Origin of the sequence: Acetobacter sp. DmW_043 (assembly GCF_002153485.1) — a bacterium.
Taxonomy (GTDB): domain Bacteria; phylum Pseudomonadota; class Alphaproteobacteria; order Acetobacterales; family Acetobacteraceae; genus Acetobacter; species Acetobacter thailandicus.
The window spans coordinates 1-518 of record NZ_JOMN01000025.1; the positions used below are offsets into that span (position 1 = coordinate 1).

1 pseudogene is annotated in these 518 nt (G+C 61.0%); it reads right to left on the reverse strand.

The features are described 5' to 3' along the window. Positions 1 to 518: pseudogene (locus HK11_RS08240) on the reverse strand (1-deoxy-D-xylulose-5-phosphate synthase); the annotation flags it as partial.

The following is a 518-nucleotide window of genomic DNA, read 5'->3' on the forward strand; positions in this document are numbered from 1 at the left end:
GCCAGGCGCGGGCCGAGGGAGAGGATGGCGATGCCACCTTTCTCAGGGCCGCTCTGACTGCCCATTTCACGAATAATCCGGCCTTTGCCAATTTCGAGCACCTGTCCGGCTGCCGGCAGTTCAAGGCCAAGCCCGCCACCACGCGGGTAGCGCAGGGCAATCGGGCCTTCATCAAACGCTGTGGCCGTTGCTGTCATATGCAGCAGCTCGACTTCGTCTGAAGGTGCCATGATCGTCATGCCGGGCAGGCAGCCCAGATATGCAATATCGAAAGAGCCGGCATGCGTGGCACCATCGGCACCAACCAGCCCGGCACGGTCAATGGCAAAGCGCACAGGCAGGTTTTGCAGCACAACATCGTGCATCACCTGGTCATAGGCGCGCTGCAGGAAGCTGGAGTAAATAGCGCAGAACGGACGCAGCCCTTCGGTCGCAAGGCCGGCGGCAAAGGTGACGGCATGCTGCTCGGCAATGCCGACATCAAAAAACCGCTCCGGGTAGGCTCTGGCAAAAGCATC